Below are 12549 nucleotides of genomic sequence, written 5' to 3' on the forward strand. Positions count from 1 at the left end.
CCGTCGTGCGCCGGGCGCGGTCGAGAGGGTCGCGGAAAGCGGTGAAGAGCCTGCTCAGCCGCGGTGCGGCGGCCGTAGGGAAGGTGAGGGGGCGCCGTCAGGCGTCGGCGTCCCGTTCGGCCTGCTCGGCCGCTCGGTCCTCTTCCGGGGTGAGGGCCTGAACGGTCGCGATGCGGCTGCGCTTGCGGCCCACACGGTCCAGGATCAGTGCCACGATGGCGCCGAGGACGACGCCGATCCCGGCGAACAGGACGGCCAGGAACCCGAAGACCGTGCTGGGGTCGTAGGACCGGGCCGGGTTGGAAGCCGACTGCGGGTTGGGGAACCCGAAGGCGGAGATCGCGGCGACGGCCAGGCCGATCAGACCGCCGAGTACCAGGAACGGCACGTACTTCGGGGCGGTACGCACGGTGATCTGGCGCTGTTCGAACGTCGTGTCGCCGGAGCGGGTGGGGTCCTGCTGCATGCCTTCAAGGGTATCCCGGATCACTGGACGTTCCCTGCGAGTTGCCCGTGCAGGCCCGCAGGATCGCTCGCCACCCTGCTCCGCACGTACGCGAACCGCCAGTAAAGGCCCGTATGCGGTGGCGATACGGGCCTCTACTGGCGGTTCGGGGAAGGAGAAGAGGCGAGGGTCAGGAGCCCCGGTAGGTGGAGAACGCGAACGGGCTCAGGAGGAGCGGCACGTGGTAGTGCTCGCCCGTGTCCGCCACGGCGAACGTGAGCTCGACCTCCGGGAAGAACGTGGACTGGCCCTGGCCCTCGTAGTAGGCGCCGGTGGCGAAGTTGAGCTTGTAGGTGCCGCCGGGGACGGATTCCGGGCCGAGGTTCTTGATCCGGCCGTCGGCGTCGGTGACGCCGCGCGCGATCTCGTTCCAGGCGCCGTCGGCATTCGCGAACAGGATCACAGGGACGTCGGCGGCGGGGCGGCCGGAGCCGGTGTCCAGGATGTGGGTGGTGATCTGGGAAACGCTCATGCCTGCACGGCTCCTTCCAGGCGGAGCACGGCGATCTGGCGCAGTTGCTCGGCCACGATGATGTCTTCTTCTTCCGGGGTGTTGCCCAGGCGTTCGTTCAGCGCGGCCAGGATCTCCTGAGCGCTGCGGCCCGCGGCGCGGATCAGGAAGACCCGGCCGAACTTCTGGTCGTAGGCGGCGTTGCCGGCGGCCAGGGCCTCCTGGACCTCGCGGTCGCTGGGGTCGACGGCGGACTGCTCGTTGCGCGACAGCGAGGCCTCCTTGCTGTCCCCCTGGGCCCGTTCCCCGATCCGCGGGTGGTGTGCGAGCGCGGCTTCGAGTTCCTCCGCGGTGAACGGGTCCGCGACGGACCCGGCCGTCTCGCTCAGGTCCCCGGCCGAGGCGTAGGGGCGCGCGTCCACCACGGCCTCGATCCAGCGCTGGATGTCCAGGCACGGGCGGACGACGGCGATGGCGTCCTCCCGCGACAGGGCGTTGAATTCGTCGAGCGTCATGTGTCCTCTGTCCTCTGCGTGGAGGCGTCCCGGGAGGGGAGGTGCGGGGCCTTGACGCCGCGTGAACCCATCCCGCCGAAAGCTCCTCGCAATTTCGCATTGCGAAAGTTGATTTTCAATATGCGTAATTATTGAACGGCTCGAGAGGGGTGGGTGTCAAGCGTCACAGGCGCGCCGACGTGTCACGAAGGCGATGATCGGCGGGCGCCGGGCGAGCGGCGACCCGCCGTCGTCGCGCACCCGGCGACGCGGCAGCCCGATGCCACGCGCTCGCGGCGCTCGCGGCGCTCAGCCGACGGGCATGACCGCGGTGTGGGCCGTGAAGTGGCGACCCAGGCGGTAGGAGACCGAGCCCGGAGCCGCGTGCACGGCGTCGCCCGGGTCCACCGAGGGGCTCACGGCCACGATCGCGCGGCCGGCGTCGCTCACCAGGGCCGCCTCGGGCCCCAGGGTCCGCAGGGACGCGAGGGCCATCACCTCGAGATTCTGTGCCGTGATGTCCAGGCCGACGATGCCCGCCACGAGACCGTCGCGGAACACCGGGTGGGTGAAGGTGCAGACGTATTCGTCCGTGCACAGCAGGTCGATGTACGGGCCGGTGACGTGCGGCAGGCCGGTCGAGACGGGGACGCGGAACCACTCGGCCCGCATGTATCGGCTGACGGGCTGAGGGCTGAAGTTCGCCAGGGCGTCGACGCGCTCCATGTCGTCGCCCTGCCACCAGGCGATGTAGCTGCGGTCGGGCGCCAGGAGGCCGAGGTTGGCAACGAAACCGGCCCCCGCGAACGGGGAACCCGGCTGGTGGAGCAGCGCTTCGACGGCGGGCCGGATGACCTTGTCCACGGCGGTGCTCGTGATCCGGGGCGTGGCCGCGAGCCAGGCGGTGGTCTGCTCCGCCCAGGTCACCAGGCGGCTGTCCAGGGTGTCGAGCAGGGTGTTCAGGTGCCGGATGGACTCGGGGGCGTCCTCGGCGGGCTGGGGAAGGGTGATGGGGTCAGTGTGTGTCATGAGCCGCCTCCTTGCGGCTGAGCTGCTCCGAGGAGAGTTCGTTGAGCAGCCATGAACTGATGTTCTGGATGAGTTCGCGCACCAGGGACTCTGCGGTGGGGGGATCGTGCTGTCCGATGGCGGTGGCGATGGCGTGATGGAGCCGGGTGGCCTCCACGCGAAAAGCTTGTTCCCCGAAGGGCAGCAGCGTCAAGGTGCCGAGCTCCGCCTGGATGCGGAGCAGCTCGCGGGCCAGGCGCGCGGATCGCGCGGCGGCGGCGATCTCCAGGACGAATTCGGAGTGCGCCATGCGCCAGGCGAGGGGATCCTCGGTGTCCTTGCCGGGCAGGAAGGCGAGTTCCTCGAGGGTGTCGACGTCGTCCGCGGTGGCACGCCGGGCCGCCAGGCCGGCGCAGGCCGACGCGATGGCCTGGTAATGCAGGTTCAGGTCGCTGATCTGAAGCCGGGTGAGAGAGGCGAGGCGCTGGCGGGCCTTCTGCGGGGATGGCAGGGCGTCGTCGGCGATGAAGCTGCCGCCGCTGCGCCCGCGGACCGTGCGGATGAGCCCCTGGCCCCGCAGCTGGGACAGGGCTTCGCGGGTGGTGACGGCCGAGACGCCCAGGGCGGAGGCGAGTTCCACTTCATTGGGCAGGCGCTGCCCGGCCGTGAGCAGGCCGGTCTCGATGGCCAGTTCGATCCGGGAGCAGACCTCGTCCACCAGGCCCCCGGACTTGATGGGGGTGAACAGCGCGGCGAGGCTGCGGGACGCGCCGAGGGGTGAGAGCGACATCCGTGAACCCCCTCCTGGCGTGGCTCCCCGCGGCGTCGGTGCGGCTGGAGCAGGCCGGGATCCCGGCTTACACGCCATGCTAGCCGGGCTCGGAATCAGGGTCTATACATAAATCCTCTTAAGTAATAGTCTTTAGCCCAGAAGTTGCATGTGAGCCACGTCACGGTGGCCGCGCACTCCGGATTCCGGGCCGTGAAAGGGCCCCTGACCACAGAAAAGGCACTGCGATGAGCGAACAGGCGATGCGCCCCACGGCATCCTCCACGGCGGTGGACGCCCCCGAGACGCGGGACGCGGTTCCGGCCATCCGGCTGAAGAACCTCGTCAAGACCTTCGGCGAAGTGAACGCCGTGGACGGCGTGGACCTGGACATCCGCCAGGGCGAGTTCTTCTCCATGCTGGGACCGTCCGGCTCCGGCAAGACCACCGTGCTGCGCATGATCGCAGGCTTCGAACTCCCCACCTCGGGGACCATCGAACTCGACGGCGTGGACGTCAGCACCAAGGCGCCCTTCGAACGGGATGTCAGCACCGTCTTCCAGGACTATGCGCTCTTCCCCCACATGTCCCTGATCGACAACGTCGCCTACGGACTCCGGGTCCGGGGGATGGCGAAGGCCGAGCGACGGGAACGCGCGGCGGAAGCCCTGGACCGGGTCCAGCTCGGCAAATTCCTGGACCGCCGCCCCGCGCAGCTCTCGGGCGGCCAGCGGCAGCGCGTCGCCCTCGCCCGGGCCCTCGTGGTGGAGCCCAAGGTCCTCCTCCTCGACGAACCGCTCGGCGCCCTGGACCTCAAGCTCCGGCAGCAGATGCAGATCGAACTCAAGGAACTTCAGCGCTCCCTCGGCATCACCTTCATCTTCGTCACCCACGACCAGGAGGAGGCCCTGACCATGAGCGACCGGATCGGGGTGTTCAGCAACGGCAGGATCGCCCAGATCGGCTCCGCCCACGAGATCTACCAGCGTCCCCTCAGCGGCTTCGTGGCCAACTTCGTCGGCACCTCGAACATCCTCCCCTCCGGGATCGGCGGCACCGAGGCCGGCCCCGGCGCCAGTTTCGTGCTCCGCCCCGAACGGCTGCGCCTCGACTGGGAGGCCGCGGCACACGACGCCGGCCCTCGCACCCTGAGCGGCCAGGTCACCTCGGCCGTCTACATCGGACACGCCACCCAAGTCCACATCGCCCTGGACGCGGGTCCGACGGTCGTCGCGCTCCTTCACGAGGACGTGCCGGACACGGACGCCCTCGAAGGCCGGCGGGTCACCGTCTCCTGGGCCGAACGGGACGCCGTCTGGCTGCCCGAGGCGGCCTGACGCCCGGCCTGGCCCGGGCTCCCGGAACCCGGCCCGGCGCGAACGCCGGCACCCGGCCGGCCGTGCGCCGTCGTCGTTCCCCCAGCACCTCACGATTCACTCAGCAGTAAGCACCGAAAGGACAGAACAGTGGCTCAGAACAGCATGCGCCTCAAGGTGGCGGGCATCGCAGCCGTCGCCGCGCTCGCCCTCACCGCCTGTGGCACCTCCAGCGGAGGCGGCGGCAGTGCCGCCCAGACCCCGGCCATGAAGGAGATCGGACAGGGCGAAGGGCAGGTGTCCATCCTCGGCTGGCCCGGCTACGTCGAGGACGGCTCCAACGACCCCAAGGTCGACTGGGTGACGCCCTTCGAGAAGGAGACCGGCTGCAAGGTCAGCTTCAAGCCGTTCGGCACGTCGGACGAGGCCGTCACCCTCATGCGGACCGGCCAGTACGACGTCATCTCCGCCTCCGGTGACGCCTCGCTGCGCCTGGTGGCCGGCGGCGACGTCCAGCAGGTCAACACCGGTCTGCTGAAGAACTATGGCGACATCTCGCCGTTCCTCAAGGACAAGGCCTGGAACACCGTGGACGGCAAGAACTACGGCGTGCCGCACGGCTGGGGCGCCAACGTCCTGATGTACCGCACGGACAAGGTGAGCCCCGCACCCACCTCCTGGAAGTCCGTGTTCGAGGACGGCTCGCAGCACGCGGGCAAGGTCACCGCCTACGACTCGCCGATCTACATCGCGGACGCCGCCATGTACCTCATGAAGCACCAGCCGGATCTGGGCATCAAGAACCCGTACGCGCTGGATGAGAAGCAGTTGGACGCCGCGAAGAACCTGCTCAAGGACCAGAAGAAGAACGTCGGCGAGTACTGGAACGACGTCACCAAGGAGGTCCAGTCCTTCGCCTCCGGTTCGACCGTCATCGGCACCACCTGGCAGGTGGGAGCGAACATCGCCACCGGAAACGGGACCAAGGTCGCCACCGTGCTGCCCGAGGAAGGCGCCACCGGCTGGTCCGACACCTGGATGATCGGGTCCAAGACCAAGAACCCGAACTGCTCCTACAAGTGGCTCGACTACATCGCCAGCCCCAAGGCCCAGGCCGCCGTGGCCGAGTACTTCGGCGAGGCCCCGGCGAACCCGAAGGCCTGTGAGCTGACCACGGACAAGAAGTTCTGCGACAGCTACCACGTCAAGGACGCCGACTACGCGTCCAAGATCTGGTACTGGACCACGCCCGTGGAGAAGTGCCTGGACGGCCGCACCGATGCCAAGTGCACGGATTACTCGGCCTGGACCAAGGCCTGGACGGAAATCAAGGGCTGATCATGTCACTCCAGCTCAGCCGGCCCGGCGTCGATCCGGGACGGGGAGGCGCCTCCGGCGGCGTCCCCCGGGCCAAAGTGAGCCCGCTCTCCGGGTTCCTGTACCGCTCACCCCGTGCCCGCCTGGCGGGTCTGCTCACGGCGCCGGCCGGCTGGCTGGTCCTCGTCTACATCGCGGCCCTCGCGACCCTGCTCATCACCGCACTGTGGAGCGTGGACACGTTCACCGGCAAGGTGTCCCAGGTCTGGACCCTGGACAACATCAAGCAGGCGCTCTTCGACCCGGTGTACCAGGGCATCGCCCTGCGCACGCTGTGGATCGCCGTGCTCGTGACGGTGATCGACGCCGTCGTCGCCATCCCGCTGGCCTTCTTCATCGCTAAGGTGGCCTCCGCCCGCTGGCAGAAACTCCTGCTGGCCGCGGTCCTCATGCCGCTCTGGGCGAGCTACCTCGTCAAGGCGTACGCCTGGCGGAACGTCCTGGCGGAGGGCGGCCTGCTCGAATGGCTGGGCGCCCCGCTCGGGGTGAGCTCTCCCGGGTATTCGGAGACGGCCGTGATCCTCACGCTCTCCTACATCTGGCTGCCGTACATGATCCTGCCGATCCACGCCGGTTTCGAGAAGGTGCCCGGCAATCTGCTCGAGGCCTCCGGTGACCTGGGCGCCAAGCCCTGGACGACGGTGCGCCTGGTGGTCATGCCGTTGCTGGTGCCGTCGATCATCGCGGGGACCATCTTCACGTTCTCGCTGACGCTGGGCGACTACATCACGGCGCAGATCGTGGGCGGCAAGACCCAGATGCTCGGCACCGTGGTCTACAGCAATGTGGGCGCGGCGAACAATCTGCCCTTCGCGTCGGCGGTCTCCCTGATCCCGATCGCGATCATCATGATCTACCTGCTGGTGGTGCGCCGGACCGGCGCCCTGGACGAGCTGTAAGGAGGCGTCCCATGAGACTTTCACGGAGTGCCAAAGGGATCCTCGGCCTGATCACGGGGCTGGTCCTGCTGTTCATCTACGCGCCGCTGCTCCTGGTGGTGGTCAACTCGTTCAATGCCGACCGCACCTTCGGCTGGCCGCCTCAGGGTTTCACGCTGGAGTGGTGGACGCGGGCTTTCGAGAACGACGGCGTGCGCTCGGCTCTGGTCTCCTCCCTCTGGGTGGGCGCCGTGGCGACGCTGATCGCGCTCGTCCTGGGCACGCTGCTCGCCCTGGCGCTGCAGCGGTACCGCTTCTTCGGACGTGATGTGGTGAACCTGCTGGTGATCCTGCCGATCGCACTGCCCGGCATCGTCACGGGTATCGCGCTGAACAACATGTTCACCACCATCCTCGGGGTGCCGCTCAGCATGTTCACGGTGGTGGTGGCCCACGCGACCTTCTGCATCGTGACGGTGTTCAACAACGTCATCGCCCGGCTGAGGCGGGTCAACCCCGGGCTCGAGGAGGCCTCCGCGGATCTGGGCGCCGGGGTGTTCACCACGTTCTGGCAGGTGACGTTCCCGCAGCTCCGCTCGGCGCTCCTGGCCGGTGGTCTGCTGGCCTTCGCGCTCAGCTTCGACGAGATCATCGTGACCACGTTCACGATCGGGGCGGGCGAGACCACGCTCCCGATCTGGATCCTGCAGAACCTGTTCCGTCCCAACCAGGCGCCCGTGGTCAACGTGGTGGCCGTGGTCCTGATCGTGGTGTCGATCGTCCCGATCTGGCTCGCGCAGAAGCTGTCGTCCGACACGGTGGCGGGGAAATAGGGCACGTCAGTCTCCCGTCCCGCGAAAGCCCTCCGCACGCGAAAGCACAGATGGTGCCCCTAAACCGAGGTTTTAGGGGCACCATCTGTGCTTTCGCGGGCGGGTTCCGAAGGAGAGGGGTGGTCAGAGGCCCTCGTCCTCGGCGTACTCCTCGTCCGTGAGGATCCGGGATCGGGTCAGGAAGCGCACACCGAGCGGAGCCTCCAGGGAGAAGCCCGCGCCGCGGCCCGGCACGACGTCGATGGTCAGGTGCGTGTGCTTCCAGTACTCGAACTGCGCGGCGGACATCCACACGGGCACCTCCCGTTCCAGACCCACCGCGAGGGCGCCCAGGCGCACGTCGGAATCTCCCAGGAGGAACTCGCCGTCGGGATAACACATGGGCGCGGACCCGTCACAGCACCCGCCGGATTGGTGGAACATGAGCGGCCCGTGGTCCGCCGTGAGGCGGCGGATCAGCTCCGCCGCCTCCGCGGTGACCGCCACCCGGGCCATCAGAAGAAACCGAGCGGATCGGGTGCGTAGGAGACCAGCAGGTTCTTCGTCTGCTGGTAGTGATCCAGCATCATCTTGTGGTTCTCCCGGCCGATGCCGGACTGCTTGTAGCCGCCGAACGCCGCCCCCGCGGGGTAGGCGTGGTAGCAGTTGGTCCACACGCGACCAGCCTCGATGGACCGGCCCGCGCGGTAGAGCTGGGCGTTGTCCCGCGACCAGACCCCGGCGCCCAGGCCGTAGAGGGTGTCATTGGCGATGCCCAGGGCGTCGGCCTCGTCGGAGAAGGACGTCAGCGACACGACGGGTCCGAAGATCTCCTCCTGGAAGATCCGCATGGAGTTGTTCCCCTCGAAGATGGTCGGCTGGACGTAATACCCCTCCGCCAGATCGCCGTCCAGGATGTTGCGCTCGCCGCCCGTGAGGACCTTCGCCCCTTCCTGCTTGCCGATCTCCAGGTAGCTGAGGATCTTCTCCAGCTGGTCCCGGGAGGCCTGGGCGCCGATCATGGTCGCGTCGTCCAGAGGGTTGCCCTGCACGATCTTCTCGGTGCGGATCACGGCGTCGGAGACGAAGCGCTCGTAGATGGACTCCTGCACGAGGGCGCGGCTGGGGCAGGTGCAGACCTCGCCCTGGTTCAGGGCGAACATCGCGAAGCCTTCGAGGGATTTGCTGTAGAAGGCGTCGTCCTCGGCGGCCACGGACTCGAAGAAGATGTTCGGGCTCTTGCCGCCGAGTTCCAGGGTCACCGGGATGATGTTCTGGCTGGCGTACTGCATAATCAGCCGGCCCGTGGTGGTCTCGCCGGTGAAAGCGATCTTGGCGATCCGGCTGGAGGAGGCGAGCGGTTTTCCGGCCTCCACGCCGAAGCCGTTCACCACGTTCAGGACGCCCGCCGGCAGGAGATCGGCGATGAGCTCCACCACCTTGAGGATGGACCACGGCGTCTGCTCTGCGGGCTTGAGCACCACGCAGTTGCCCGCTGCCAGTGCCGGCGCGAGCTTCCAGGTGGCCATGAGGATGGGGAAGTTCCACGGGATGATCTGCCCGACCACGCCGAGCGGCTCGTGGAAGTGATACGCGACGGTGCTCTCGTCGAGTTCGCTGATGCCGCCCTCCTGCGCCCGGATGGCGCCGGCGAAATAGCGGAAGTGGTCGACGGCGAGCGGCAGGTCCGCGGCGAGCGTCTCGCGGACGGGCTTGCCGTTCTCCCAGGTCTCGGCGACGGCGAGCATGGTCAGGTTCTGCTCGATCCGGTCAGCGATCTTGTTGAGGATGTTGGCCCGTTCCGCTGCCGAGGTCTTGCCCCAGGCGTCCTTGGCGGCGTGCGCGGCGTCGAGGGCCGCCTCGATGTCCTCGCCCGTGCCGCGGGCGATCTCGGTGAACGGCTTGCCGTTGACCGGGGAGATGTTCTCGAAGTACTGGCCCTTGACCGGGGCGACCCACTCGCCTCCGATGAAATGTTCGTAGCGCGGCTGGACGGTGACCAGCGAATCGGCCTGGCCTGGTGCTGCGTAGACGGTCATGAGTGCTCCCTTGCCTGTACATGTTGCGCGTCGACGGTGACGCACTTCACACGCTAGAACCGGCGACGTTGCAGCGATGTTGCTTGGGCGGCCGCCGCTGCTCGGTGTCCAGGATCCTCGGGCTCAGAGCCCCAGCTCGCGCTCGAGCCGTGCCAGCTGGCCTTCCGCCAGGGCCCGCAGCGGTGCACCGGGGGAGAGGAGGTCCCGCTGCCGGGTCCAGAGCTCGTAGTCGTCAGAACCCCACGCCGAGCGGGTCCAGGCGGAGATGAGGTCCGGCTGCCGCGAGTGCAGGAGAGCGGCCCGGAGCTGATGGCTCAGGCCTTCGCGCAGCCGCACGACGCCGGGCGCCGTGGACCGAGGCAGCATCGGGCCGTGGAAGAGACGGAGCGCCCCGCCGACGTCGCCCGCGGCCAGTTTCGCCTCGACCGCCAGCCAGTCTCCGCTCACCTCCGCCAGCAGCCGGTACGGCCGCGAGCCCAGGAACTCCTCGCTCAGGAGGTTGCGCAGGCGGTTCACCTCCGCGCGCAGGGTGGACGAGCCGCCGTCGTGCTCATAGAGGAGCACGGCCAGCTCGTCACCGGAGAGGCCTTGGGGCGCGCTCGCCAGGAGCGCCAGCAGCTCGCTGTGCCGCGGCGAGAGGCGGAGGCGCGCGCGGTGGCCGCGGGCGTCGTCGAGCAGGAGCAGCGCTTCGCTGCGGCCCAGGAGCTCCAGCCGCAGCTGGGGGCGCGCCACAGGCCCCGGCGCGACGGCGGCCCGCACCTCACGTGCGAGTTCGGACTCGGCGAGGCGCACCGCGGCTTTGACCAGGGCCATCGTCTGCGGCACGACGATCGCGTCCCCGCCCGTGACGTCGAGCACCCCCAGGAGCCGGGAGGTGGCCGGGTCGTGGATGGGCGCGGCCGCGCAGCTCCAGCTCCGGACGGATTGCCGGAAGTGCTCGGAGCGGGTGATCATCGACGGCCCGTCGAGGCGCAGCGCGAGTCCCGGAGCGTTGGTCCCGGCCAGCCGTTCATCCCAGTTGCTGCCTTCGACGAAGCCGATGCCCTCCGCCTTGCGCAGGGCCGACGGTGAACCGCACACCCAGAGCAGCTGGCCGGCCTCGTCCGACACGGCCATGACGGCGTCGCAGTCCCGGGCGGCCTGGCCGAGGACGTCGTCGAGGAGGGGGAACACCTGGGCGAGCGGATGGGCCGCGCGGACGTCCTGCAGATCCGCGTGGTCCAGAGTGATCGGGGCCGCCGGTTCCTCCGCCAGGACGCCGGCCGCCGCGGACCGGTGCCAGGAGTCCGCGACCTCGGCGCGCATTCCGCTTTCCACCCGCCCAGTATGACACCCGTCACATAGCGAGGACGTTGCAGTGTGGGGACGTTGCAGTGCGAGGACGTTGCATCCCGGAAACGGCACGAGCCGCCCGGCGACCGCCGTACCCCCGGAGGGACGGCGGCCGCCGGGCGGCTCGCGGAGAGGAACTCGCGGTGCAGGGCCCTCAGAGCAGCGGGCTCAGAGACCCAGCTCGGTCTTCAACTCGGAGACGTGGCCCTCGGCGGCCACCTGGTACTTGGCCAGCTTGACCTTGCCCTCCGGATCCACCACGACGGTGGAGCGGACGATGCCCTCGACGACCTCGCCGTCGAGCAGCTTCTCGCCCCACGCGCCGTAGGCCAGGGCGACCTTGTGATCCTCGTCCGCGAGGAGCGGGAAGGTCAGGCTGAAGTCGTCGGCGAAGGAGGAGATGGCCTCCTGGCTGTCGGGGGAGACGCCCAGGACCTCGTAGCCGTGGCCCTTGAAGCTGGCCAGGGAGTCGCGGAAGTCGCAGGCCTCGGTGGTGCAGCCGGGGGTGGCGGCCTTCGGGTAGAAGTACACCACCACGTTCTTGCCGCGGTAGTCCGAGAGGCTGTGGGTCTCGCCACGGGCGTCGGTCAAGGCGAAATCAGGGGCTTCGGTGCCCGGAAGGAGCTTGACGGTGCTCGGTGCAGTCATGGTGGATCCTCGTTCTCGTCGGTGGTCTCTGAACAGTGGTCTCTGGTCAGTGGTCTCTGCCGCACAGTGGCCTGGCGGAGGTGGTCGGTCGCAGTGGGCAGGGGCAGGGGCGCGGTGCCACGGAATCCCGGGCCGGGACGACCCACCCCTCCTCGTCTCTGAGGACTACAGCGCTTCCGGGCCCACACCTATTCCGGTCCCGTGTGAGGGGTGGGGTCAGGCGCTGTCCTTCAGATGCTGTACTCGGCGGGGCCGCGCACCCGGGAGTGCCTGCCTGCCTGGAAACGGTATCCGCCTCCGCGCACGGTTTCCACTACGTGACGCACGGGACCCAGCTTGCGGCGGATCCGGCTCACGTAGACGTCGATCGACCGGGGCGCTGCCGTCGCGTCGAGGGAGATCAGGAAATCCGCGAGTTCCTGCCGGGGCACGGAGCGGGAGCAGTGCTGCACCAGGTAGCGGAGCAGGCGGTACTCGACCCCGCTGAAGGAGACCGGCACCCCGTCCACCCGCACCTGATCGGCGGCGAGGTCGACGTCGACTTCGTGGACGAGCCCGTCGTCCCCCGAGGACCCGGCGTCGGCGGCCGCCAGTGCCGCGGCGTCCTCGGCCAGGGCGGTCTCCCGGGCGTCTTCGAGCTCGGCGTCCGGGACGTTCCAGAGCATCGCCTCGGCGTCCGCGTTGAGGTGGTGCAGACGGGTCAGGATGAGCTCTTCGAGACGCGCGAACTGCTCGTCGGTGAGCTCCTCCGGGGTCTGGAAGAAGAGTGCGGCTCCGTGTGCGGCCATGCGGGGACGCGCACCCTGCGCGGTGTCCGGCGCCGCCGCCCGGCGGGCGGCCCCCGTGCGGGGACCGCCCGCCGGCACGGGATGTCCGGCGTCGGAGCGGTGGTGTACTGGCTGGGCGCTCATGCCTGCCGC

14 protein-coding genes are annotated in these 12549 nt (G+C 68.9%); 4 read left to right on the forward strand and 10 right to left on the reverse strand.

The genetic code is table 11. The features are described 5' to 3' along the window. Positions 1–97: 97 nt before the first annotated feature. The 5 genes from BLV63_RS04110 to BLV63_RS04130 all read right to left on the reverse strand — a co-directional run bounded on the left by BLV63_RS04110 (position 98) and on the right by BLV63_RS04130 (position 3248). On the reverse strand, positions 98–466 hold the full coding sequence (locus BLV63_RS04110) for an ABC transporter permease family protein (RefSeq protein ID WP_066216353.1): 369 nt from the start codon (positions 464–466) through the stop codon (positions 98–100). Between the two features lie 169 nt (positions 467–635). Further along, entirely contained in the window at positions 636–977 is a 342-nt protein-coding gene (gene uraH, locus BLV63_RS04115) for a hydroxyisourate hydrolase (protein WP_066216358.1), read from the reverse strand. Then, positions 974–1471, reverse strand: coding sequence for a 2-oxo-4-hydroxy-4-carboxy-5-ureidoimidazoline decarboxylase (gene uraD, locus BLV63_RS04120; protein ID WP_066216363.1), 498 nt, complete (start codon positions 1469–1471; stop codon positions 974–976). Before uraD ends, uraH begins: the two co-directional genes overlap by 4 nt. A gap of 288 nt (positions 1472–1759) precedes the next feature. Further along, complete coding sequence (locus BLV63_RS04125; protein WP_066216365.1) at positions 1760–2479, reverse strand: cache domain-containing protein; 720 nt, start codon at positions 2477–2479, stop codon at positions 1760–1762. After that, positions 2466–3248, reverse strand: coding sequence for a FadR/GntR family transcriptional regulator (locus BLV63_RS04130; RefSeq protein WP_066216368.1), 783 nt, complete (start codon positions 3246–3248; stop codon positions 2466–2468). Before BLV63_RS04130 ends, BLV63_RS04125 begins: the two co-directional genes overlap by 14 nt. A gap of 227 nt (positions 3249–3475) precedes the next feature. Here BLV63_RS04130 and BLV63_RS04135 point away from each other — a divergent pair, with 227 nt between their 5' ends. The 4 genes from BLV63_RS04135 to BLV63_RS04150 all read left to right on the forward strand — a co-directional run bounded on the left by BLV63_RS04135 (position 3476) and on the right by BLV63_RS04150 (position 7631). Then, entirely contained in the window at positions 3476–4564 is a 1089-nt protein-coding gene (locus BLV63_RS04135) for an ABC transporter ATP-binding protein (RefSeq protein ID WP_254780453.1), read from the forward strand. 129 nt (positions 4565–4693) lie between these two features. Further along, positions 4694–5881, forward strand: a complete 1188-nt coding sequence (locus BLV63_RS04140; protein WP_243874653.1) for an ABC transporter substrate-binding protein — start codon at positions 4694–4696, stop codon at positions 5879–5881. Positions 5882–5883: 2 nt separating this feature from the next. Next, the gene (locus BLV63_RS04145; RefSeq protein WP_082724277.1) at positions 5884–6819 is read left to right on the forward strand and encodes an ABC transporter permease; all 936 of its coding nucleotides are present in this window, start codon (positions 5884–5886) and stop codon (positions 6817–6819) included. 11 nt (positions 6820–6830) lie between these two features. Next, a complete protein-coding gene (locus BLV63_RS04150; RefSeq protein WP_066216375.1) occupies positions 6831–7631 on the forward strand; it encodes an ABC transporter permease in 801 nt (266 codons plus the stop codon). Between the two features lie 123 nt (positions 7632–7754). On the opposite strand, the gene BLV63_RS04155 is transcribed toward BLV63_RS04150, so the two are convergent. From BLV63_RS04155 to BLV63_RS04175, 5 genes are all read right to left on the reverse strand, one after another. Continuing rightward, a complete protein-coding gene (locus tag BLV63_RS04155; RefSeq protein ID WP_066216377.1) occupies positions 7755–8126 on the reverse strand; it encodes a DUF779 domain-containing protein in 372 nt (123 codons plus the stop codon). After that, positions 8126–9649 (reverse strand): acetaldehyde dehydrogenase ExaC, encoded by a 1524-nt coding sequence (gene exaC, locus BLV63_RS04160; protein WP_066216381.1) that lies wholly within the window; start codon positions 9647–9649, stop codon positions 8126–8128. The genes BLV63_RS04155 and exaC overlap by 1 nt, the downstream gene beginning before the upstream one ends. A 123-nt stretch (positions 9650–9772) precedes the next feature. Continuing rightward, positions 9773–10966 (reverse strand): GAF domain-containing protein, encoded by a 1194-nt coding sequence (locus BLV63_RS04165; RefSeq protein WP_254780455.1) that lies wholly within the window; start codon positions 10964–10966, stop codon positions 9773–9775. Positions 10967–11149: 183 nt separating this feature from the next. Further along, positions 11150–11629 carry a thioredoxin-dependent thiol peroxidase gene (bcp, locus tag BLV63_RS04170; RefSeq protein WP_066216386.1) on the reverse strand — a complete coding sequence of 160 codons (480 nt, stop codon included), beginning with the start codon at positions 11627–11629 and terminating at the stop codon, positions 11150–11152. 230 nt (positions 11630–11859) lie between these two features. Further along, positions 11860–12540 carry a winged helix-turn-helix domain-containing protein gene (locus BLV63_RS04175; RefSeq protein ID WP_082724278.1) on the reverse strand — a complete coding sequence of 227 codons (681 nt, stop codon included), beginning with the start codon at positions 12538–12540 and terminating at the stop codon, positions 11860–11862. Between the last annotated feature and the right edge of the window lie 9 nt (positions 12541–12549).

It is taken from the genome of Arthrobacter woluwensis, from assembly GCF_900105345.1.
Lineage (GTDB): Bacteria > Actinomycetota > Actinomycetes > Actinomycetales > Micrococcaceae > Arthrobacter_E > Arthrobacter_E woluwensis.